Source organism: Francisella sp. AG1, assembly GCF_057683165.1.
On sequence record NZ_CM173135.1, the window covers coordinates 151,176 to 173,058 of the forward strand.

Sequence of the window (21,883 nt, forward strand, 5' to 3'; positions counted from 1 at the left end):
CGATGCTAATAAATTCTCAGATAGCAGCTGTACTAATTGCTGTTATAGTTTTATCGCCATTATTAGGAGCATTAATAGCTGGGTTTGGTGGTAAGATTATAAAAAATGCAGGCGTTAATTTTTTTACAATCAGTTTATGCGGGCTTTCATTTATTTTAAGCTCAATTTTAGCTTACGGCGTTTTTACGGGCTCAGAAGTCTATACTGTTAGTTACTATCAGTGGGCACCAATATCAAATATGTTTGCTTTTGATGTTGGCTTTACGGTAAATAAGATTACCGTATATATGATGTTGATTGTTACATTTGTATCCACACTTGTACATGTTTATTCTATTGGCTATATGAAAGGTGAAGATGGTTATGCAAGGTTTTTTGCGTATATATCAGGATTTACTTTTGCAATGCTTTGCTTGGTTATGGGTAATAATTTCTTACTTTTATTCTTTGGTTGGGAAGGTGTTGGTCTATTTTCATACTTATTAATCGGGTTTTATTTTACTAGAGAAAAAGCTATAGTTGCGGGTTTGAGAGCTTTTATTGTTAATAGAATTGGTGATTTAGGTTTTTTATTGGGTATAGGAGCTGTGATTTTATACACAGGGTCTGTCGACTATAATAAAGTATTTGCAGCTCTATCAGGTGTTGATAATACTCAAATTGTACACTTTTTGGGTATGAGCTTTAGCCCGATTACACTTATCTGTGTTTTACTATTTATCGGTGCAATGGGTAAATCAGCTCAATTTCCTTTGCACTCATGGCTAGAAGGTTCAATGGAAGGTCCAACACCAATTTCAGCATTAATTCATGCGGCTACAATGGTTACAGCTGGTGTGTTTATGGTTGCTAGATTGTCACCTATGTTTGTAATGTCACCAGCAGCCTTGAGTTTTGTATTAATCATTGGAGCTATTACATGTTTGTTTATGGGTTTGATAGCTATTGTACAAACAGATATTAAAAGAGTTATCGCATACTGTACACTTTCACAACTTGGTTATATGATGGTGGCTCAAGGTGCAGGAGCATTTTCTATAGGAATGTTTCATCTAATGACCCACGCTATGTTTAAGGCTTTATTATTCTTGGCAGCTGGTTCTGTTATTGTGGCTATGCATCATGAGCAAGATATTCGTAGAATGGGTGGTCTAAGGAAGTATATGCCAGTTACATATTTATGTATGTTTATAGGTGCTTGGGCATTAGCAGCACTTCCTCCATTTTCAGGTTTTTTCTCAAAAGACTTAATTATTGAAGCTGCTGGAGCTACTACGGTATTTGGCCATCAATTTGCTTACTATATGGTGCTAGCTTGTGCATTTGTAACATCTTTTTATATATTTAGAATGTTCTTTTTAGTTTTCCATGGTAAAGAAAGGATGTCAGAAGAGGAAAGGTCCCACATTAAAGAGTCGTCATTTAGTATATTGGTTCCTTTGATCCTATTAGCTGTGCCATCGGCATTTATAGGCGAATATTTCTTTAGCAGTATTTTGTCACAGAGTCACAGTTTATTTGGAGATACAATAAGCTCATATGCACAAGCTGGTTTGAACGGTATGTCTGTAACTGCCCATTTAGCTAATGAAGCAGCAATGAGTAGTTCTTTTGCTTTTATTAAGCACTCTGTTTTAACGCTACCATTTTGGTTGGCGTTAAGTGCGTTAGTGCTGTCTTATATACTTTATATTTGGGTGCCAAGCATCCCAAAAGCATTGGCAAATACTAAGTCAGGGTTTGGTGTTGTTTATCATATTTTAGTTAAGAAATATTTTATTGATACGTTGTATGATGTTGTGTTTGTTAGTGTTTTCTTAGCAATTAGTAACTTCTTATGGAAAGTTATAGATATATTTATCATAGATAAGACAGTCGTACATGGGACATCTAGTTTAATATATCATACAGGTGATAGTTTCAGAAAGGTTCAGCGAGGATACCTATTTGACTATGCATTTGTGATGATGGTTGGAGTGTTGATGTTTATGATTTTGCTAATTTCAGTTTAGGCATATGTTAAGGGATAAATTTAAATTATGAATTTAGGTAATTACTTATTAAGTTTAATAATATGGCTTCCAATAGTTGGTGGATTCGTTGTTTTGGCAACAAAGACTAAAGAGCTGCACGGTGATGCAGCACGTTGGGTTGCTTTGGTATTTAGTTGTTTGACTCTAGCCTTATGTGTGCCATTAATTACATCTTTTGACTATACTAGCTCAGCAATGCAATTTCAAGAATCAGTAGAATGGTTTAAAGTGTTTGGCATGCATGATATTTACTATAGTTTAGGGGTTGATGGTTTCTCGGTTTTATTTATAGTTTTGACATCGTTCACAACTTTGGTAATTGTGTTAGCAGCTTGGACTTCCATCACCACTAAAGTTAGACAATATATGGCAATATTTCTGATAACATGTGGTTTAACTAATGGTGTGTTTTGTGCTACTGATTCAATACTTTATTATGTGTTTTGGGAAGCATTGCTTATACCTACATGTTTAGGTATTGGTATTTGGGGTGGTAAAAAGAAGGCATATGCGGCTGTTAAATATTTTATGTATACTTTTTTTGGGTCGGTGTTTTTGCTAGTAGCAATCTTGTATATTCAAACAAGAGTAGCGGGTTCGTCTACAGATATTTTAGTAAATGCAGATACTTATTCTATTCAGAATTTTATTGCCTGGGCAACCCAGTCACAAGGTCTTGCAACTACTGTTAAGTTCACCCTCACTGCGCAATGGTTAGTATTTGGAGCATTCTTCTTAGCGTTTGCGGTTAAAATTCCGATGTGGCCTTTTCATTCTTGGTTGCCGGATGCTCACTCAGAGGCTCCAGCAGGTGGTTCAGTGATTCTAGCAGCTCTTATGCTTAAGTTAGGGGCTTATGGTTTCTTAAGGTTTGCGATACCTATGCTTCCTGAAGTCGCAACGTCTTTAGAGTATGTGCTAATAGCTATGTCTTTAATAGCTATTGTCTATGTTGGGGTGGTTGCTGTTGCACAGACAGATGTTAAACGCTTGATCGCATATTCATCTATTTCACATATGGGTTTGGTGACACTGGGGCTTTTCTCGATATTTATTTTAAAAAATGCTGATCCAGTTCTGGGAACTACACATGCTCAGATGGCAATTCAAGGAGCAGTATTTCAAATGATTGCGCATGCGTTTTCATCTGGTGGAATGTTTATAGGCATTGGTTATTTATATTTAAGAATGCATTCAAGACAAATCTCTGATTTTTCTGGTGTAGCTAAAACTATGCCTATATTTGCGATGTTTTTCCTACTTTTTTGTATGGCTAATGTTGGTCTGCCGGGAACAAGTGGTTTTGTTGGTGAATTTATGATTTTATTAGCGGTGTTCCAGTATTCTCCACTTATTTCTTTAATTGCAGGTTTGACTCTTATAATAGCTCCGATATATACGTTATGGATGTATAAGAGAGTGTTTTTTGGAGAGGTTATATCTACTAAGGTAGCTAACTTGAAAGATCTTAATAGAATGGAATTATTTGTATTTATATTACTAGCGGTACCAACTTTATTGTTTGGTTTTTATCCAGAGCCTATATTGCATCTTTCATCAGCTGCATCGGCACATATTGTTGGCTTATCTCTATAAGGTGGTGTTTTGATTATGAATTTCTCAATACTTTATATATTACCTGAAATATTATTAGCAGCTGGTGTTTTAGTTGTTATGTTTTCAGGGCTTTTTTTACATGGTAAAATTAGGAATATCAATTATATATTTTTTCAGCTATTTATAGCATTTGCTCTTATAGCAACATTTGCTAAAGATTACATATTACAATCTAATGGTTTAGTATTTGAAGGCCAAGTTGTATTTAGTGGCTTTGCATATACTTTACAGATTGTGATATTGGTCTTATCGCTTTTTGTAGCCTTATATTCACGAGAATATGTAAAAGATAGAAAAATATCAGATGGTGATTTTTATACGTTATTAATGTTATGCGTGTTAGGAGCTATGGTTTTAGTATCAGCCCACAGTTTGGTTACTATCTATGTTGGCTTAGAGCTTCTATCTTTGCCTATGTATGCTTTAATAGCAATTTATAGAGAGTCTGGTAAAGGTTTAGAGGCCGCGATTAAATATTTTGTATTAGGAGCTATTGCTTCGGCTCTTTTACTTTTTGGGATGTCTTTTGTGTATGGTATAACTGGACAACTAGATATTACAGATATTGCTAAATTTATAGCTACACATAGCTTCACTAGTATTGAATATAAATTTTTATTAATATGTTTGGTGATGATGTGTGCAACTTTCTTATTTAAGTTAGGTGCAGCGCCATTTAATATGTGGTTGCCAGATGTGTATGAAGGTGCGCCAAATGCTGTGGCAAATATTGTAGCGACTATTCCAAAAGTTGCTGCTTTTGCGATGTTAATAAATATATTATTTGTCGGCTTTCCAGAGCTAAAATCATCTTGGGTATATTTATTTAGAATAATAGGTATTATGTCAATCTTCTTTGGTAGTTTGGTTGCGTTGTCTCAAACTAATATTAAGAGGTTACTTGGATACTCAACAGTTTCTCAGGTTGGTTTTATATTGTTAGCTACAACAATAGAACCTCAAACTTTTGCTTTGACTGCTGCCAGCTTTTATGTGATTGTGTATGTGTTTACAACTTTGGCAGCTTTTGGTGTGCTTACAGCTATTAGTGTTGGTGGTTATGAGGTTGAGACATTAAATGATTTAAAAGGCTTTAACACAAAAAATTCATGGTTGGCTTTTATACTTTTAATTGTTTTATTCTCAATGTCAGGAATACCTCCTTTTGGTGGCTTTATAGCTAAGTTATTTGTGGTGATGGGATTAATTAATAATGGCAACTACCTTTTAGCGTGTTTTGTATTGTTCATGGCAGTTATTGCATCATTCTATTATATGCGTGTAATCAAGGCTATGTATTTCGATGATCCAGAAAACGATGAAACTGTTAAGCCACCTTTAACTTCTCTTATAGCTTTAAGTGTTAATGGATTAGTATTGCTACTTTTAGGTATTATGCCAATGCTCCTCTTAGGGGTTCTTACTCAAGTTACTAATGTGATATGATTTGAATTTAGATGGGTAGTTAAAAAATATTTTTGCTGTAGAATATTTCGTTATTAGTATTTTCATTTTATTTTTGGTATGGTATCAATCTTGATATTTTTATAAGAAAAAGTTTATTTTAATTGTGAAAAATCAATATTAGAATGTCATTTAAATAATCTTCATTTGCCAAATCTCTCTATAAAAATTATACTATTAATAAATATAAAAAATATTTTATCTTTATGAAAGAAATTCTAGGTCCTATCAATGATGTAATCAAAAATTCAAAACAAAGTCTAGTGAATAAAAGTCTTAAAAAGCTTGATGTAGTTAGCAGAGAGGAATTTGAAACCCAAAAAAAAATTTTATTAAAAACACGCCAAAAACTTGAGAGTATAGAGGCAAAATTAGATCTACTCTTAGGAGAGGAAAAGTGATATGTCTTTAGCAGTTCTAAAGAGTAGGGCACAATTTGGCATAGAAGCTCCACTTGTATCAATAGAAGTGCATCTATCGAATGGTTTACCTGGTTTATCTATAGTTGGACTTCCAGAGACTGCTGTTAAAGAAAGTAAAGATCGTGTGCGTAGTGCTATTATAAATTCTGGTTTTAGTTTCCCTAATAAACGTATAACGATAAATCTTGCACCTGCTGACTTACCAAAGAGTAGTGGTAGATTCGATTTGCCAATTGCTTTAGGTATTTTGTATGCATCAGGCCAGACTGATGTTCTTAAAAATCTTGATGAGTATGAATTTGCTGGGGAATTGTCATTAAGCGGAGAGCTTAGAAAAATAGCTAGCTCTATACCTATGGCTATAAAATGTGTTCAAAATAATAAAAAATTGGTTATTGCTGCACAAAATAAACAAGAAATAGAGTTAGTTGAAGGTATTCAAGCATACTCGTTTAAAACTTTAAAAGATGTTGTGGAATTTTTGTCAGGTGGGGTTGGGAACCCAATTCAGCTAAATATAAATGTCAACTTTGATAAGCTTTATCAGGATCTTGAAGATGTTAAGGGACAGTATCAGGCAAAAAGAGCTTTAGAGATTGCTGCTGCAGGCGGACATAATATGCTTTTGATTGGCCCGCCAGGTACAGGTAAGACTATGTTGGCAGGTAGACTCAATTCTGTTCTACCACCACTTGATAAAGAAGAGGCACTTTCTTCAGCGATGATTTCATCTATTAAGGGGGAATCAAACATAGTGGAAAGTTTCTATAAAAGGCCTTTTAGACATCCGCACCATACCGCATCTGGAGTATCTTTGGTTGGCGGTGGTAGCAATCCAATGCCGGGTGAAATTTCCTTGGCTCATAATGGAGTTTTATTTTTAGATGAGCTCCCTGAATTTGATCGTAAAGTGTTGGAAGTGTTACGTGAGCCATTAGAGACTGGTATTATAAATATATCACGAGCGCGATGTCAGGTAGAGTATCCTGCAAATTTTCAATTAATTGCGGCTATGAATCCTTGTCCGTGTGGTTATTTGGGGTCACAATTTAAGGAATGTACGGATTCTATCCAAGCTATCCGTAAATATCAAAGCAAACTTTCTGGCCCTCTTTTAGATAGAATTGACCTATATGTAGAGGTTTTAGAATTATCAAAAAATGATTTGGCAAATCAAGATTTGAGAGGTGAGAAAAGTAGTTTAGTGCGAGATAGAGTTATAAAAGCTAAGAAATTACAAATTACCCGACAGGGTCGGGTTAACTCAATGCTAAGTAGTAAAGAGTTAGATGAGGTTTGTTATATGGATGATGAGAGTAAGCAGATATTAGCTTTAGCAATAGAAAAGCTTGGGCTATCTGCAAGAGGGTATTATAAAATACTTAAAGTTGCCAGAACTATAGCTGATCTAAATGGTAGTGAGAATATTGAGAAATCTGCTATACAAGAGGCAGTTAGTTATAGAAAGATGGATAAGTTTATTAAATAGGATTTTAAGATGAGAAGATTGTTTTTAGAGGCTTTTGGTAATGAAAAGTTAGCAAAGCCACCATTGTGGATAATGCGTCAGGCAGGAAGATATTTACCTGAATATAGGGCTGTGCGTGCGAATTTTGAAAATTTTATGGATATGTGTCGTAACGCTGATGCTTGTTGTGAGGTGGCGCTTCATCCTTTAGTGCGATATGATTTGGATGCCGCTATAGTTTTTTCGGATATATTAACTATTCCAGAAGCTATGGGAATGAATTTGAAATTTGTTAAAGGAGAAGGTCCGATTTTCTCTGATCCTATCGAGACTGAAAAAGATTTAGAAAGATTGAGGTCCTTAGAGGAGAGTGTTGGTAGTCTTGAATATGTTTATAATGCTGTTAAAACAACTAAGATGGCTATAGATGTTCCACTTATAGGCTTTACAGGTAGTCCATGGACTTTGGCTGCGTATATGATTGAGGGCCAAGGCTCTAAACAGTTTAGTAAGTTGCGAAAGATGATGTATTCCAATCCTAAACTAATGAATGGGTTATTACAAAAATTAGCAGATATAATAGTCGTATATTTACTTGAGCAAGTTAAGGCAGGTGCAAATTCATTGATGATTTTTGACACTTGGGGTGGAATATTACCATTAGAGCAATATAGGGAATTCTCTCTAAAGTATATGCAATATATAGCTGAAAAAGTTAAGCAGAAGGTGAATATATCAATAGTATTTTTCACTAAAGGAGGAGCAAATTTTTTTGGCGAATATAAAGATATAGTTTGTGATGGTGTTGGAGCTGATTGGAATGTAACTATTGAGCAGGCGCGACATAGGTTGGGCGTTGGTAAGGTTTTGCAAGGTAATTTTGACCCAGCATTTTTATATGGAAATGCTGAAAGTATTAGAGCCACTGTTAAAAAGAATATGGATTTTATTCAGGCAGATAAATTAAATAATTATATTGTAAATTTAGGTCATGGAATCTACCCAGATATATGTCCTAATAATGTAAAAGTGATGGTCGATGCGATTAGAGAGTTTAGTTCTTAGTAAAATAATTCTTGACACTACTAAAAAAGTTGTTATTATATATCTCCATAGACGCGGGGTGGAGCAGCTTGGTAGCTCGTCGGGCTCATAACCCGAAGGTCGTAGGTTCAAATCCTGCCCCCGCTACCAAAGGAATTTTTTATAAAGGCCCTCAATGGGCCTTTTTGCTATTTGGGGGCTAAGCATAGCCTCTGTTAGCACAAATCTAAGGGGTGAAAATGTTACTAGATGATTTATATGAGATAGTAGAACCCATCACAGCCGATCTAGGCTACATATTATGGGGAATCGAGATTGTTGGTAGTGGTAAAGTTACAATTCGTATCTTTATCGATCATGAGAATGGTGTGTCAGTTAATGACTGTCAAGCTGTCAGTAGAGAGGCTAGCGCTATTTTTGATTTGGAAGATCCTATTTCTGAGATGTATGTATTAGAGGTTTCCTCTCCCGGTATGAATCGCCAGATTTTTAATATAATTCAAGCAGAAGCTTTGATAGGATTTAGTGTGAAGGCTGTTACGATAGCTCCTGTACAATCGCAGACTAAATTTAAAGGGCGATTGATTGGTGTTGATGGCAATAACGTGATCTTAAAGTTAGAGGATAGCAATAAAGAGATTGAGTTTGATTTTAATGAACTTAAGAAATTAAGAGTATCACCAGATTTTAGTTAGATAGAAGGAATAGGTATGAGCAAAGAATTATTGTTAGTATTGGAAACTGTAGCGAATGAAAAAGATATCTCTAAGGATCTTTTATTTGAAGCTATGGAAGAGGCTCTGGCTATTATAACTAAGAAAGAGCTTGATGAACGGATGAATATTGAAGTTACAATAGATAGGGTTACAGGCGACTTTAAGGCTGATAGGGTTTGGCATATTGTTTCTGAAAATGAAGATTTGATTGATTACTCAAGAGAGTTATATGAAGATGTTGCTCAAGAAAAAGGCTATGATGTAAAGGCTGGTGACGTCATAAGAGAAGCTGTTCATATCAAAGAATATGGACGTATAGCTGCAACTATGGCAAAGCAAATTCTAATGAAGAAGATTAGGAATTTTGAAAGAGAGAAGACAGCAAATTTTTATCAAGATAAAGTTGGTGATATTGTCTATGGTGAAGTTAAAAGAGCAACTTATGAAATATTAATTATTGATCTGGGTAATAATGCTGAGGGTGTGTTACCTAAGAAGGATCTTATTGCTAGAGAAAGATTTCGTGTCGGTGATAAGATAAGATCATGTGTTCAATCTATTGAGAATGATGAAGATGGTACTCCAAGTACGGTTATGCTAAGTCGTGCTAGTGAAACTATGCTTAAGGCATTATTTAAGCTTGAGATTCCTGAAGTTGAAGAAGAGTTGATAGATATTGTTAATGTTGTGCGTGAGCCAGGATTTAGATCTAAAGTAACCGTTAAAAGCAATGATCAGAGGATAGATCCTTGTGGAGCATGTGTTGGGGTTAGAGGCTCGAGAATTCATTCTATAATGGGTGAGCTAAATGGTGAGAAAGTGGATGTAATTCTTTGGGATGGCGATACGGTTCAGTACGCTATTAACTCACTGTCGCCTGTAGGTGCTGAAGATATTATTGAAGTTAACGTTGATGAAGAGTCAGCAGCTATGGATATTGTAGTTAAACAAGAAAGTTTATCTAAAGCTATTGGTAAAAATGGTGTGAATGTAAGATTAGCAAGTGCACTTATCGGTTGGAGAATAAATGTTTTATCTGACACTGAGCAGGAAGAAAAACAGTTGTCCATAGTTGAAAGATTTGTTGAGGTTTTAGATATTGATCATGATTTCGCTTTGGTGCTTATCGAAGAGGGCATTGAGACTCTAGAAGACTTAGCTTATTTAGATAAAGAAGAGCTTTTGGAAATTGAAGGATTTGATGAAAGCGTTGTTGATGAACTTCAAGAGCGTGCTAAAGCTGCTCTTTTGTCGCAAGCTTTGGGTAAAAAGGAGCCTGCTGAAGATTTGTTAAATATGCAGGGAATGAGTGAAGAGTTGGCTAAACAATTGGCAGCAGTAGCTGTTACCACTATGGAAAGTTTAGCTGAGTTGTCTGTAGATGAACTACTTGATATAGTGTCTATGGATGAAAAGCAAGCTACTGATTTAATTATGCAAGCAAGAGCTCCTTGGTTTGAGTAAATAAAAGTACAGAAGGAGAGGGAAATGGCAGATATTACAGTTGGGCAATTAGCACAGCAAACAAGCAAAGATGAAGAGGCACTATTAAAGCAGCTTAAGTCTTTTGGTATAAATAAATCGAGTAAGGATGATACTCTTACACCTGAAGAATTAAAAACTCTTTTGGCAAAAATAAATGGTGCAAAATCTGCTCCAGTAAGAAAAAAAATGACTTCAACTGTTAGGACCAATAGTAATCATAAAATCAATGTTTCTGTAAAAAGAAAAAGACGAGTGATTAAAAAAGAAGAACCAGCTAAATCAGAAGAAAATTTAGAAGACTCTAGTTCAAAAGAAATTAATCAAGTGGCTGCAGAGATTAAAAAGGTTGTGGCCCCTGTTGTTGAAAAGGTAGAGAAAAATATTGCTCTACCAAGCAGAAAAAAAGAAGAAGTTACTAGTTTGAGAAATGAAATAACAGTAGAAAAATCTAAAAGTAGTGGTTTTAAGATCACATCGATGCCAGAGATTAAAAAAGTTGAAGAGCCTGCGCCAAAAGTAGAAATTGATGCTGCAAAAAAGAAGCCGGCAGTAAAGAAAGTTTTTTCTAACAATTCTAGTTCAAATACTAAATTTAAGCGTGAAGATGAAGATAAGCGAGGTAAGGCTAAAAAAGCAGCAGGTAAAGGTTTTAAAAAAGCTAATCCTAGGCAGTTATCTCAACTTGCTGGTGGAGATTCATTTGATGAGTTTGGATCTAAAAAAGGTAAACTAAAGGCCTCAAAAGTAAAAAAACAAGAGTTTACAAAACCTGTTGAAAGTGCAGTTAGAACTATTGTTATACATGAAGGTATTACTGTCAGTGAGTTAGCTCAGAAGATGGCTATAAAAGGTGCTGAAATTGTGAAAATACTCTTTAACATGGGTGTGATGGCAACTATTAACCAATCTTTAGATCAGGATACTGCAATATTGATAGTTGAAGAAATGGGCCATAAATATACTCTTCATAATGAGAATGCACTTGAGGAAGCGGTAACAACCGTTGATAGAAGTACCTTTAAGCAAATTTCTCGTGCTCCAGTTGTTACAATTATGGGCCATGTTGATCATGGTAAGACATCTTTACTTGATTATATTCGTAAAGCTCGTGTAGTAGCAGGTGAGGCTGGTGGTATAACACAGCATATTGGTGCTTATTCAGTGAAAACTGACAAAGGTTCTATTACATTTTTAGATACACCAGGTCATGAAGCATTTACTTCAATGCGTGCTCGTGGTGCTAAGAGTACGGATATTGTGATTTTAGTTGTAGCTGCTGATGATGGTGTGATGCCACAAACAGAAGAGGCGATTCAACATGCAAAAGCTGCGGGCGTACCAATTGTTGTTGCTGTAAATAAAATTGATAAGCCAGAGGCGGATCCAGAAAAAGTAATTGGTGAATTAGCGCAAAGAAACGTTATTCCTGAGTCATGGGGTGGCGATGTTATGTTTGCAAATGTCTCTGCTAAAAGTGGAGAGGGTATTCCTGAGTTGCTTGACGCAGTACTTTTGCAATCAGAAGTACTTGAATTAGAGGCATTCGTTGAAGGCTTTGCTGAAGGTGTTGTTGTTGAGTCACGCTTAGAGAAAGGTCGTGGCCCAGTTGCTACTGTACTTGTACAAAATGGTAATCTTAAGCAAGGGGATAATATTTTGTGCGGTACTGAGTATGGTAGAGTCAGAGCAATGCATGATGATCTTGGTAATAAAATACAAGTTGCAGGACCTGCGACTCCTGTTGAGATACTTGGGTTGTCTGGAGTACCTGCAGCTGGTGATGAGATGGTTGTGATTGATAATGAGAAAAAGGCCAAAGAGCTCGCTTCTCAGAGATCACAAAAACAAAAAGAAGCTAAGATTGCTCAAGAACAGTCATTGAAATTATCTAATATGTTTAATAATATGGGTAAAGATGGTGAGCAACAAACACTTAAAATTATTCTTAAAGGTGATGTGCAAGGTTCAGTTGAAGCCATTAGAGAGTCATTACTTAAGCTTTCTACGGAAGAAGTTAAAGTTGATATTATTGCTAGTGGTATTGGAGGTATTACATCCTCTGATGTGACTTTGGCTGTAGCTTCTATGGCTGTTATAGTTGGTTTTAATGTGCGTGCAGATGGCGCTGCTAAAAAGCTGGCGGAAACAGATGGTGTTGAGCTTCGTTATTATAATATTATTTATGATCTTATTGATGATATCAAAATGGCAATGACTGGCCTACTTTCTCCAGAAATGAAAGAGCAAATTGTAGGTATAGCACAAGTACGTGAAGTTTACAGATCTACTAAATTTGGTTCTATTGCAGGTTGTATGGTCATAGAAGGTACTGTTAAACGTACTAATCCTATTCGTGTATTGCGCGATAGTGTTGTTATCTATGAAGGAACACTTGAGTCGCTTAAGAGATTTAAGGATGATGCAAATGAAGTCAAAAAAGGCATGGAATGCGGTATTGGTGTAAGAAATTACAATGATGTCCGTGAAGGTGATCAAATTGAGGTGTTTGAAGTCATTGAGGTGGCTAAGGAGTTATAATTATGGCTGCAGAAGGTAGAGTGCAGAGAGTAGCGAGTGAGCTTCAAAAAGTAATATCATTGCTACTACGTACAAAAATAAAAGACCCGAAGCTTGCTACAGCTACTATTACAGAGATAGATCTTTCTAAAGATTTATCTTATGCCAAAGTATACTATACTTGTTTAATAAAAGAGGATAGCGCTTATATTGCCAAGGCTTTTGAAAAATCAAAAGGTTTGTTTAGATCTTCTATAGCAAAATCTTTAAGCTTAAGAATAGTGCCTAATCTTAAGTTTATCTACGATAGCTCTCTTGATTATGGTATGGAAATGGAAGAGAAAATTCAAAAAGCTTTGGATGCTGATTCTAAAATAATTAAACAAGATGAAAAATCACTAGAAGAAAATTACAAAGATAGTGATAAAGAAAGTAAAGTCGAAAAATTAAGATAGGTTTTCTATGAAGAAGCTTACTATTATCCGTGGATTTAATGATATCTTACCAGAGCAAAGTCATAAGTGGCAGTTTCTCGAATCAAAAATAAAATCTATTCTAAATAATTATAATTATAATGAAGTTAGGCTTCCTATTTTAGAGAAAAGTGAGTTATTTCATAGGAGCGTTGGTGAGACTTCAGATATAGTTTCAAAAGAGACTTATGATTTTAAAGATAGAAATGATGATAATGTTACTTTGCGTCCAGAGGGTACAGCTGGGTGTGTGAGGATGGTTGTTGAGAATAATCTAGTAAATAGAGGTCAAATTCAAAAATTATGGTACTGTGGGCCGATGTTTCGTTATGAACGCCCGCAAAAAGGACGTTATAGACAGTTTTATCAATTAGGTGTTGAAGCATACGGGTTTGATAGTATTGCTATAGATCTGGAGATGCTTTCGATAGCTTGGAGTCTTTTTAAAGGGCTGGGTATTTCTGATTATGTTACTTTAGAGTTAAATAATTTAGGTTCAAGTGTTAATAGGCAGGAGTATACTAAAGCATTGCTTGAGTATTTAAGTGCATATCACTCTGAATTGGATGATGATTCTATCAAAAGGATTGATAAAAACCCGTTGAGAATTTTAGATTCAAAAGTTGAAAAAACTCAACAAATTTTATTAGGAGCTCCTCGACTAATCGATTTTATAGATGAGGAATTAGCTTTGAGGTTGCAGCAGACATGTCAGTATTTGGATGCTATAGGGGTTAATTATAAAGTTAATGAAAGACTTGTAAGAGGTTTGGATTATTATAGTGGTCTAGTTTTTGAGTGGACTACAGATAAGCTTGGGGCTCAAAGTGCTGTATGTGCAGGTGGTAGGTATGATGACCTAATAGAGAACCTAGGAGGTCACAAGACGGGGGCTATTGGTTTTGCTATTGGGATGGAGAGATTGCTGCTCTTATTGGAGGAGTTGGATAAGCTACCAAGTGTAAGTAAAACTTGTGATGTCTTTTTTGTGCTTGATAGGGAGTCCTTACATAAATCTTTAGCTATAGTTGAAACTATCCGTAATGAAATTTGTAGTTTGAGGATTGATATGGATATGAAGTTTGGTAGTTTGAAATCTCAATTTAAGAAAGCTGATAAGTCACAAGCAGATATGGCTATAATAATAGGCCAAGATGAGCTTGAAAAGAAAATGGTGAGTATAAAATATCTCCAACAAGATAAGCCGCAGAAGAAAGTTCCTTTAGGAGAATTGATTAATTTTTTAGAAAAATAGGTAAATATGAAACTACATAATATAAAAGGTTATGCATGGATAGTGGTTGGGTTAAGCTCATTTCTATTAATAGATAAATATATAATGAATGTTTCACCTAGTCTGATTGCTAATGATTTAATGAGCAGTTTCTCAGTTAATGCGACAGAAATGAGCGCAATGGTTTCATTGTTTTTATGGGCAGTGGTGTTTTGCCAGTTTTTTGTGGCAGGACCTATTATTGATAAATTAGGCTTTAGAAAGGTTAGTTTTTTTTCTTTAATATTATCTGCGATAGGTCTTTTGCTATTTGTACTGTCAGCGGATATACATAGTTTTGCTTTAGGTTGTATATCAAGATTGATGATTGGTATTGGAGCATCTTTTGCTACGGTTGGTTATATCAAAGCGGCGGCTGTATGGTTTGATCCACGTAAATTTGCATTTGTTTGTAGCTTCTTAATGACCGCAGCTATGACAGGTGCTTTACTTGGTCAAGTTCCCTTGGTTTATCTTATAGAGCTGACAGGCTCGTGGCATGCGGCGCTTATAAGCTATGCTTGTTTTAGTATTGTGATAGCTCTGTTTTATTTGGCTCTAGTTAGAGACTATAATCCTGATGCGTCCTATGCTAATGGAACAAAAGGCAATACAGGAACCCTAGCTGGAATAAAGAAGGTATTGTTTAATAAAAATAATTGGTATTTAACATTATATACGGGCCTTACTTTTACAGCCATAGATGTTTTTGGTGGAATCTGGGGTAATAATTATTTTAGAGAGTTGTATGGCATAAGCGCTAAGGATGCTTCATATATTGTCTCAATGATGTTTTTGGGTTTGGCAATAGGTTCCCCTGTTATTGGAAAAATCTCTGAAAAATTTGATAATAGAGTCGGGATTATGGTAGTTTTTCATATTATTGCTACTATATCGCTGGCTTGTGTTTTACAGGTTAAGCTTACACCAATAATGTCTGGAGCTTTATTATTTATATTTGGTTTTTGCTTAGGGGTCTATATGCTTGCTTTTGCTATTGGAAATAGGATTAATCCTATAATTGTGGCGGCTACAGTAGCAGCACTTATAAATACTGGTGAGCCTTTGTTAGGAGCGTTATTTGATCCCTTGATAGGGCATCTGTTGGACTTGACTTGGACGGGTCAATATATTGATATAAAAAACCATATAACGAATGTCGCTACTAGTGGTTCACATAGATATTTTCATATTAATGCATACCATAATGCTTTTTTGATACTTGTATTTAGTATGGTTGTGTCATTTTTCCTATTAATTTTAGTTAAGGATAAAGAAGTTAAATAAAATGAATCTTGAGAAGGTTTACCTTAAGAAGGTAAGAGAGCTTGATCTAAAAGCAGATCCTTTGCAAATTGAAGCTGTAAGGTGCTTACAAGAAATAATCGATGAATTATCTTTAAAAAGAATATCAAAAATCAATTTTTTTAAAAAAGCTATTTATCCTTCCATAAAAGGTTTATATATGTGGGGGGGGGTTGGTAGGGGCAAGACATTTATTATGGATATTTTTTATGAGAGTCTTTCGATAGAAAAAAAGCAACGCCAACATTTCTCACATTTCATGAAAAATATTCATGCACAACTTAGGAAGTATCAAGGTAAAAAAAATCCTATATCTAAGGTTGCATATGATATGGCCAGAGAAACACAGGTAATTTGTTTTGATGAATTTTTTGTGGAAGATATTGCTGATGCTATGATTTTGGGAAGTGTATTCACAGAACTTTTTAAATTGGGGGTGGTTTTGGTGGCCACTTCTAATATACAGCCAGAAAAACTGTATCAAAATGGATTGCAGCGAGAGCTGTTTTTGCCAGCTATTCACATATTGGTTAAGCATGTCAGTGTTTTAAATTTAGATTCAGGGGTCGATTATAGGTTTAGATTGCCAACAGAGCATACAAATTATCTATATCCGTATAATGAGCAGAATCGCAAAAATTTTTTTGATAAATATTTTTTAAGAAATGAGTGTTTTGATAAAAATTTTGAAATAGAAGTTTTAGGGAGATTAATTCCAGCAATGCTTTTAAGCGAAAAGGATGTGTGTTTTGAATTTAGAGCTATTTGTGGGGATGGCAGGAGCTCGCATGATTATATTGAGCTTTGTGAGAGGTATGAGCAGATATTTATATATAATTTAGCTGGTTTTGATCAATATAATGAAGATATGGCAAGGCGTTTTATTGCATTGATAGATGAGTGCTATGATCAGAATAAAAAAGTCGTAATAATTGCTAGGGTTGACTTTAAAGATTTGTACAAAGGTGAGAGGCTTAAATTTGAATTTCAACGTACAATCAGTAGGTTGAATGATATGCAAACCCATAACTTTGGAGTTGTTAATGAGTAAAGTTCAGTTTCTTGAAGTGTCAGATGATATTCAGAGCCAACGCATTGATAATTATTTGATATCTAAGTTTGGCGGGCTGCCTAAACCATTAATTTATCGATGGATTCGTAAAGGTGAGTTGCGTGTTAATAAAAAAAGAGTAAAGCAAACATCTAGAATTAGTGCTGGAGATATTGTTAGGGTTCCTCCATTTATTCTTGAAGAAACATCAGATCAAATAAAAGTGCCTCAATCTCATTTAGACTTTTTAGAACAAAGAATTCTTTATGAAAATGATGACTATATTATTGTTAACAAACCCTCTGGTATGGCAGTTCATGGTGGATCAGGGGTGAATTCAGGGTTGGTGGAGAGATTGCGCCAACTTCGTCCTAAAGCTAGGCGTTTGGATTTGGTGCATAGGCTAGATAAAGAAACCTCAGGTTGTGTGATACTGGCAAAAAAGCATAGTTCACTAGTATATTTTTTTGATTTATTTAAGCAACGTAAAGTTAATAAAATTTATTATGCAATAGTTCATGGCAAGTGGGATCAATCTATTAAGTCAATAAAACTGCCGCTAAAACGTACAGAAACTAAAGATGGTCAAAGAGTTGTACGGGTTGATAAGCATGAAGGGAAGAGTGCATTAACTAATATTTTATCTGTTAAATATCTTGATGCTTATTCCTTGCTTGAAATAAAACTTGAAACAGGAAGGACTCATCAAATTAGAGTTCATACAAAGTCGATGGGGCATCCTATTGTTGGAGACAAAAAATATGGTTTTGTTGACAAAGATCAGCGATTAGCGAAGCGAGGTGTTGATAAACTATTGCTTCATGCAGGCCAGTTAGCATTTTATGATGAAAAACAACAAAAAGAGATATTGGTTAAAGCTGATTTGGATCCTAGGTTTGAGGGTTTTTGTAAAAATTAATTTTTAGTGTCTTTTATCATGATTAAAATTATTAGAGAAGCAATCATGCTCGCAACAAGAGTTGTGAAGGCGAAGTGATAGGAGCTAAGTTCAAAATACTTTATATCAGTTGCACTTGAGTGTTGAGAAATAATCTCTCCAGTTTTGTTGATATACTTTCCAGTCCAAGATGAATCAAGAAAATAACCTATTAATGGATCGAAAATGGCTCCTAAAATAGGTTCTCCTGTATTGATGAATGCAGCTACGGTTGCTGTGATGATTATCGGGTTTATACGATTACCTATGGCAAATGAAAGCATATAAATACCAAGGCATAAGCCAAATATAAATAGCAGTATGGCTGATATGGTTGCGGAAGTTTTTGTTAGTAACACAAAGCTAAGAGCTATAGTCCCTATAATGTGAAAGATAATCATGACGCCTTTTCTACTATCTAAAAGTTCTGATAATTTTCCAATTATTGGTGAGCCAATAGCCATGCCTATAAAAATCATGGATATGATGGTGGCAGCTTGTTCCTTTGAAAGGTGATAAGCTTCTCTAAAATAAGCATTACCCCAAAAGCCGGCAAATGCATCAACAGCTGTAAAACTTAGTCCGACATAAAAAGTTAACAACCAATTGTTCTTATTTTTTATAACTTCTTTTAAGGCATCAATAGTCTTGAGTTGACTGTTGGAGGAGCTGGCTTCTGGTTGTTGTGGGTTAAAGTCACGAACAATTATATAATATAAAACAGCGATAAAAAGGCTTGCGACACAAAAAAGAAGCATAGCCATTTTCCAGTCACCACTGATGTTTATTAGGTATGCTAGAGGTGCTTGGGCACATAGCGCACCAATCATTGCAGCAGTTGCTAAAAAGCTAGCTGCAAAGGCGAATTTACGCGGCTCAAACCAAACAGATACTGCTTTGAGATAAGATATAGTTGCAAATGAAACACCTAGTCCGGTAGTTATTCTTGCGATATAAGCCATGCTTAAACTACCAAAGTTAGCAGCTACTACAAATAGTATTACACCTGTTGCAGATACTGTGATTGATATTGGGCTAATCAGCCTAAAGCCGAATTTATCAATTATTGGTCCTGCTAAGAAAAGTTGGCAAATGATGATTGACCAGAAAAAAGCAGAGCCTAGTGCTCCAGTTTGTGTGGCATTAGTGCCAAAACTAGACATCATGTTATCAGTAATTAGGCTTGGAAATACTTGCATTACATATTTATCAAAGAGTAGAAAAGAGCTTAGTATTATTATTATCCATGCATAACCACGGATGTTATGTATTTTTTTTTCCATACAGATATAAATTATTAGTAATTATGAAGTTTTATTTTATGCTTCAAGCTATTGGAATTCAAGGTTAAAGCTTTTTCTTTTTTAATATATAGTTTTTTGTTATGATTATTGAAAATTATTTTCCTATATAGGGCGTTAATAGTGCTAGCAAATATAAAAATTGATAGTAGACGGTTTGTTTTAGTTCAGCTAGTGTTAGCATTAGTTGGTTATTTGATTACCTATGTTTTTTATGGTTATGTTTATGCTAATTCATTTTTAATGGGCGCAGGAGTGATGTTTTTAGCAAACTTTATATTTTTTTTTAGACTTTTCATTCATAAGCAATTTTCACCAGGCTTAGAAATTATAATATTTTATCTAAGTGAGCTTTTAAAATTAAGTATAGTTGCAATTATTACAATTCTGCTAGCAATTTATATAAAACCAAAATTATTTTCTTACATTTTTGGATTAGTTTTGCTACAATTAGTCGTATGTTTCGTGCCTATCTTGTTTAAAAAGACTAGATAGGTTTATTTTTATGGTATATACATAAAACTTAAAGTTTTATATTGGTGGAAAAGTAATGGCAAATACAGAAGCAGGCTCTCAGGTAGCTACTGAATATGTACAGCATCACTTGCATCATTGGCAAGTAAGCTTAGGAGATGGGTCTTTTTGGCAACTCAATGTTGACACACTGTTGGTGAGTGTGATGTTGGGATTTATATTTATATTTACGATGTTTTTGGTGGCTAGAAAAGCTAATTCAGGTATTCCAGGTAAGTTTCAGAATATGGTAGAGGCTGTCTGGGAGTGGATGGATGGTATGGTTGCTGAAAACTATTATCATAAAAGAGATTTTGTCACACCTTTAGCTCTTACTATATTTGTTTGGGTTGTTTTAATGAATCTTATGGATCTATTGCCAGTTGATATATTTGGCTGGATAATAAGCTTTTTCACAAGTAGCCATGAGACTTACTTTAGAGTTGTGCCTACGGCTGATCCAAATGTTACGTTTGCAATGTCTATAGCAGTATTCTTTTTGGTTATTTTCTATAATCTCAGGGCCAAAGGTTTTGGTCTATTTAAGGAAATCTTAAGTGCACCATTTGGTATTTGGTTATTTCCTTTAAATATATTTTTCAGATTAATTGATGAAGTGGTTAAGCCAGTTTCATTATCGCTACGTTTGTTTGGTAATATTTTCGCTGGTGAGCTTATATTTATACTTATAGCTCTATTGCCATGGTGGTTCCAGTGGACTCTTGGTGGTATATGGGCAATCTTCCATATATTAATCGTTCTAATACAAGCTTTTGTATTTATGATGTTGACAGTGGTATATTTAAATATGGCACAAGAAGCTCACTAACTTTAAAATTAACCTAAAAATAAATATTTAAATTAAAAAACAGGAGAAATAAAAAATGGATATGTCATTACAGGTTTTAGGAAACTTAAACGGTTTAACTGCGATTGCGGTAGCTTTGCTAATTTCTTTGCCAGCTTTAGGTACAGCAATTGGTTTTGGTGTGCTAGGTGGTAAATATCTGGAAGGTGTTGCGCGTCAGCCTGAACTTGGTGGTATGCTGCTTGGTCGTATGTTTATTGTTGCTGCTTTTGTTGATGCATTTGCAGCGATTTCAATTGCAATAGGTTTCTTAGTTCTTTATGCGAACCCTTTGGCAATACCTGGTTTAGCAGAAGCAGCTCAAAAAGTAGTTGGCGCATAATTGATAATATATAATCATAAGTTTTATTATCTAAAGGATAAGTAGATGGATATTAATGTAACTCTAATAGGCCAGATGATAACATTTGCAATCTTTGTTGGGTTTACAATGAAGTTTGTATGGCCACCGCTACGCAAAGCTTTAGAGGAGCGTAGGGAAAAGATAGTCGAAGGCTTAGCATCTGCTGATAGAGCATCTAGAGAGTTGGAAGTGGCTAAAAGACAATCTGCTGAGGCTTTACGTGAAGCTAAAGCAAAGGCTACTGAGATAGTCGAAAATGCATATGTTAGGGCTCATAAGGTTGATGAGCAAGCTAAAGAAGAAGCAATAGCAGCAGCGGATAAAATCAAAAGCATGGCTATGGCTGAGATAGAGCAAGAAAAAGTGAAGGCTAAAGAAGAGCTAAAGCAAGAGATTGTTGGACTAGCTATGGCTGGAGCTAGTAAGATTATAGCAGCTAAAGTTGATGAGCAAGCTAGTAAAAAGATCTTAGAAGACTTTGTAGCGAAGGTGTAATTTTAAATAAGGTAAACACATGACAAATTTAGATGTGATTGCGAAGCCATATGCAAAGGCAGCGTTTGAGTTTGCAAACGAAAAAAATGTATTGCAAGAATGGTCAAAGTTGCTTCAAACTTTTTCTGATTTGGTAAGCACAAATGCTATGGTTGATATTTTTTCTAGCCCAATGATATCTCAGCTTGAAATTGTAGATATATTAAAGAATCAGTTAGATGTTAATTTTTTTAACTTTTTAGCTATATTGGCTGGGAATAAGAAGCTAGCTATTATTCCGGAAATAGCAAATCAGTTTGAGGCTATCAAAAATGTTTATGATAATAGTAAGGTTGCAACTGTTACTTTAGCATACACAGTAGATGAAGGTTTATTAGCTAGCTTAAAAGCTAGTTTAGAGAAAAGATTTAACTGTCTTATAAATATGCACGTGAGTGTTGATCCTGAAATAGTGGGTGGGGCAGTAGTTAAGGTTGGCGATACGGTTATTGATAATTCTGTATCTGGTCGCTTAGATAAATTAAAAAGTATTTTGTTATCATAAATTATAGGAAGTGA

20 protein-coding genes and 1 tRNA gene are annotated in these 21,883 nt (G+C 34.9%); 20 read left to right on the forward strand and 1 reads right to left on the reverse strand.

Annotation, left to right across the window (positions count from 1 at the left end):
- Positions 1-2: 2 nt before the first annotated feature.
- From nuoL to ACR0PV_RS00770, 15 genes are all read left to right on the forward strand, one after another.
- A complete protein-coding gene (nuoL, locus tag ACR0PV_RS00700) occupies positions 3-2,012 on the forward strand; it encodes an NADH-quinone oxidoreductase subunit L (RefSeq protein ID WP_488173147.1) in 2,010 nt (669 codons plus the stop codon).
- Positions 2,013-2,039: 27 nt separating this feature from the next.
- A complete protein-coding gene (locus tag ACR0PV_RS00705) occupies positions 2,040-3,629 on the forward strand; it encodes a complex I subunit 4 family protein (RefSeq protein ID WP_488173148.1) in 1,590 nt (529 codons plus the stop codon).
- 15 nt (positions 3,630-3,644) lie between these two features.
- Complete coding sequence (locus ACR0PV_RS00710; RefSeq protein WP_488173149.1) at positions 3,645-5,096, forward strand: NADH-quinone oxidoreductase subunit N; 1,452 nt, start codon at positions 3,645-3,647, stop codon at positions 5,094-5,096.
- Between the two features lie 224 nt (positions 5,097-5,320).
- Positions 5,321-5,515 (forward strand): accessory factor UbiK family protein, encoded by a 195-nt coding sequence (locus tag ACR0PV_RS00715; RefSeq protein WP_488173150.1) that lies wholly within the window; start codon positions 5,321-5,323, stop codon positions 5,513-5,515.
- A 1-nt stretch (position 5,516) separates the two neighbouring features.
- Complete coding sequence (locus ACR0PV_RS00720) at positions 5,517-7,025, forward strand: YifB family Mg chelatase-like AAA ATPase (RefSeq protein WP_488173151.1); 1,509 nt, start codon at positions 5,517-5,519, stop codon at positions 7,023-7,025.
- 9 nt (positions 7,026-7,034) lie between these two features.
- Positions 7,035-8,069 carry a uroporphyrinogen decarboxylase gene (gene hemE, locus ACR0PV_RS00725; protein ID WP_488173152.1) on the forward strand — a complete coding sequence of 345 codons (1,035 nt, stop codon included), beginning with the start codon at positions 7,035-7,037 and terminating at the stop codon, positions 8,067-8,069.
- Between the two features lie 52 nt (positions 8,070-8,121).
- Positions 8,122-8,198, forward strand: a tRNA-Met gene (locus ACR0PV_RS00730).
- An 89-nt stretch (positions 8,199-8,287) separates the two neighbouring features.
- Complete coding sequence (gene rimP, locus ACR0PV_RS00735) at positions 8,288-8,743, forward strand: ribosome maturation factor RimP (protein ID WP_488173153.1); 456 nt, start codon at positions 8,288-8,290, stop codon at positions 8,741-8,743.
- 15 nt (positions 8,744-8,758) lie between these two features.
- Complete coding sequence (gene nusA, locus ACR0PV_RS00740) at positions 8,759-10,228, forward strand: transcription termination factor NusA (protein WP_488173154.1); 1,470 nt, start codon at positions 8,759-8,761, stop codon at positions 10,226-10,228.
- Positions 10,229-10,252: 24 nt separating this feature from the next.
- Positions 10,253-12,787: a translation initiation factor IF-2 gene (gene infB / locus ACR0PV_RS00745; protein WP_488173155.1), complete on the forward strand. Its 2,535-nt coding sequence runs from the start codon at positions 10,253-10,255 to the stop codon at positions 12,785-12,787.
- Between the two features lie 2 nt (positions 12,788-12,789).
- Positions 12,790-13,221 (forward strand): 30S ribosome-binding factor RbfA, encoded by a 432-nt coding sequence (gene rbfA, locus ACR0PV_RS00750; protein ID WP_488173156.1) that lies wholly within the window; start codon positions 12,790-12,792, stop codon positions 13,219-13,221.
- Between the two features lie 7 nt (positions 13,222-13,228).
- Positions 13,229-14,494: a histidine--tRNA ligase gene (gene hisS / locus ACR0PV_RS00755; protein WP_488173157.1), complete on the forward strand. Its 1,266-nt coding sequence runs from the start codon at positions 13,229-13,231 to the stop codon at positions 14,492-14,494.
- 6 nt (positions 14,495-14,500) lie between these two features.
- The gene (locus tag ACR0PV_RS00760; protein WP_488173158.1) at positions 14,501-15,799 is read left to right on the forward strand and encodes an MFS transporter; all 1,299 of its coding nucleotides are present in this window, start codon (positions 14,501-14,503) and stop codon (positions 15,797-15,799) included.
- 1 nt (position 15,800) lies between these two features.
- Positions 15,801-16,868, forward strand: coding sequence for a cell division protein ZapE (gene zapE / locus ACR0PV_RS00765; protein WP_488173159.1), 1,068 nt, complete (start codon positions 15,801-15,803; stop codon positions 16,866-16,868).
- Positions 16,861-17,787 (forward strand): RluA family pseudouridine synthase, encoded by a 927-nt coding sequence (locus ACR0PV_RS00770; protein WP_488173160.1) that lies wholly within the window; start codon positions 16,861-16,863, stop codon positions 17,785-17,787. Before zapE ends, ACR0PV_RS00770 begins: the two co-directional genes overlap by 8 nt.
- Here ACR0PV_RS00770 and ACR0PV_RS00775 read toward each other — a convergent pair.
- On the reverse strand, positions 17,784-19,088 hold the full coding sequence (locus tag ACR0PV_RS00775) for an MFS transporter (RefSeq protein WP_488173161.1): 1,305 nt from the start codon (positions 19,086-19,088) through the stop codon (positions 17,784-17,786). The genes ACR0PV_RS00770 and ACR0PV_RS00775 overlap by 4 nt on opposite strands.
- Positions 19,089-19,229: 141 nt before the next feature.
- On the opposite strand from ACR0PV_RS00775, the gene ACR0PV_RS00780 reads away from it, so the two are divergent.
- Genes ACR0PV_RS00780 through ACR0PV_RS00800 form a run of 5 tightly spaced genes read left to right on the forward strand, consistent with a single transcriptional unit; the run spans position 19,230 to position 21,869 of the window.
- Entirely contained in the window at positions 19,230-19,601 is a 372-nt protein-coding gene (locus ACR0PV_RS00780; protein ID WP_488173162.1) for an ATP synthase subunit I, read from the forward strand.
- Positions 19,602-19,656: 55 nt separating this feature from the next.
- Entirely contained in the window at positions 19,657-20,448 is a 792-nt protein-coding gene (gene atpB / locus ACR0PV_RS00785) for a F0F1 ATP synthase subunit A (RefSeq protein ID WP_488173163.1), read from the forward strand.
- A gap of 55 nt (positions 20,449-20,503) precedes the next feature.
- Positions 20,504-20,809, forward strand: a complete 306-nt coding sequence (locus ACR0PV_RS00790) for a F0F1 ATP synthase subunit B (protein WP_013922329.1) — start codon at positions 20,504-20,506, stop codon at positions 20,807-20,809.
- A 45-nt stretch (positions 20,810-20,854) separates the two neighbouring features.
- Complete coding sequence (locus ACR0PV_RS00795; RefSeq protein WP_488173164.1) at positions 20,855-21,325, forward strand: F0F1 ATP synthase subunit B; 471 nt, start codon at positions 20,855-20,857, stop codon at positions 21,323-21,325.
- A gap of 19 nt (positions 21,326-21,344) precedes the next feature.
- Entirely contained in the window at positions 21,345-21,869 is a 525-nt protein-coding gene (locus ACR0PV_RS00800; protein WP_488173165.1) for a F0F1 ATP synthase subunit delta, read from the forward strand.
- The last annotated feature ends 14 nt before the right edge of the window (positions 21,870-21,883 follow it).

Bases quoted from the DNA above. Each gene is read 5' to 3' on its own strand.
- nuoL (WP_488173147.1), top strand. From the start codon at position 3: ATGCTAATAAATTCTCAGATAGCAGCTGTACTAATTGCTGTTATAGTT.
- ACR0PV_RS00705 (WP_488173148.1), top strand. From the start codon at position 2,040: ATGAATTTAGGTAATTACTTATTAAGTTTAATAATATGGCTTCCAATA.
- ACR0PV_RS00710 (WP_488173149.1), top strand. From the start codon at position 3,645: ATGAATTTCTCAATACTTTATATATTACCTGAAATATTATTAGCAGCT.
- ACR0PV_RS00715 (WP_488173150.1), top strand. From the start codon at position 5,321: ATGAAAGAAATTCTAGGTCCTATCAATGATGTAATCAAAAATTCAAAA.
- ACR0PV_RS00720 (WP_488173151.1), top strand. From the start codon at position 5,517: ATGTCTTTAGCAGTTCTAAAGAGTAGGGCACAATTTGGCATAGAAGCT.
- hemE (WP_488173152.1), top strand. From the start codon at position 7,035: ATGAGAAGATTGTTTTTAGAGGCTTTTGGTAATGAAAAGTTAGCAAAG.
- rimP (WP_488173153.1), top strand. From the start codon at position 8,288: ATGTTACTAGATGATTTATATGAGATAGTAGAACCCATCACAGCCGAT.
- nusA (WP_488173154.1), top strand. From the start codon at position 8,759: ATGAGCAAAGAATTATTGTTAGTATTGGAAACTGTAGCGAATGAAAAA.
- infB (WP_488173155.1), top strand. From the start codon at position 10,253: ATGGCAGATATTACAGTTGGGCAATTAGCACAGCAAACAAGCAAAGAT.
- rbfA (WP_488173156.1), top strand. From the start codon at position 12,790: ATGGCTGCAGAAGGTAGAGTGCAGAGAGTAGCGAGTGAGCTTCAAAAA.
- hisS (WP_488173157.1), top strand. From the start codon at position 13,229: ATGAAGAAGCTTACTATTATCCGTGGATTTAATGATATCTTACCAGAG.
- ACR0PV_RS00760 (WP_488173158.1), top strand. From the start codon at position 14,501: ATGAAACTACATAATATAAAAGGTTATGCATGGATAGTGGTTGGGTTA.
- zapE (WP_488173159.1), top strand. From the start codon at position 15,801: ATGAATCTTGAGAAGGTTTACCTTAAGAAGGTAAGAGAGCTTGATCTA.
- ACR0PV_RS00770 (WP_488173160.1), top strand. From the start codon at position 16,861: ATGAGTAAAGTTCAGTTTCTTGAAGTGTCAGATGATATTCAGAGCCAA.
- ACR0PV_RS00775 (WP_488173161.1), bottom strand. From the start codon at position 19,088: ATGGAAAAAAAAATACATAACATCCGTGGTTATGCATGGATAATAATA.
- atpB (WP_488173163.1), top strand. From the start codon at position 19,657: ATGGCAAATACAGAAGCAGGCTCTCAGGTAGCTACTGAATATGTACAG.
- ACR0PV_RS00790 (WP_013922329.1), top strand. From the start codon at position 20,504: ATGGATATGTCATTACAGGTTTTAGGAAACTTAAACGGTTTAACTGCG.
- ACR0PV_RS00795 (WP_488173164.1), top strand. From the start codon at position 20,855: ATGGATATTAATGTAACTCTAATAGGCCAGATGATAACATTTGCAATC.
- ACR0PV_RS00800 (WP_488173165.1), top strand. From the start codon at position 21,345: ATGACAAATTTAGATGTGATTGCGAAGCCATATGCAAAGGCAGCGTTT.